Annotated in this window: 1 protein-coding gene; it reads right to left on the bottom strand. The window is 41.2% G+C overall.

Annotated features, from left to right (window positions below):
* A partial coding sequence (locus ACTHUT_RS22340) for a DUF3579 domain-containing protein (protein ID WP_440420002.1) occupies window positions 1-128 on the bottom strand: 128 nt, incomplete at its 3' end.
* Window positions 129-362 lie beyond the last annotated feature (234 nt).

The raw sequence follows: 362 nt of genomic DNA, 5'->3' as shown, positions 1-362 counted from the left end.
CACAGGCGCTCCGCCCAGTCGCTTGGTCGGAAAATCTTGCCTTTGCTGGTCGTACCATGGATCACAACTTCATAAGGATTACACACTAACATAAGCAGCTTCCTGAGAGTAAATGGCTGAAGGAATATTTCGCCAGTGCCAACATCAGAAAAAGTTCCGATACATAGCAACAGATTATTGAAAAAATATCAGTAGGGTTTTGAAATACGACAATGATGAGACGGCTTGCCGATCCTGACAATCCGTTTCGAATTCTTTGATTATTATACCCGATACGCCTCTTTTTCTTCAAAAATCATTTGAAAAATAACAACAGGCCGTCTGAAAACAAGTATTTCGGTTTCAGACGGCCTGCATATTTT

The sequence above is a fragment of the Neisseria sp. P0022.S010 genome (assembly GCF_051956635.1).
Note: the sequence above shows the minus strand (reverse complement) of the source record. Positions and strands in the feature narration are given on the sequence as shown.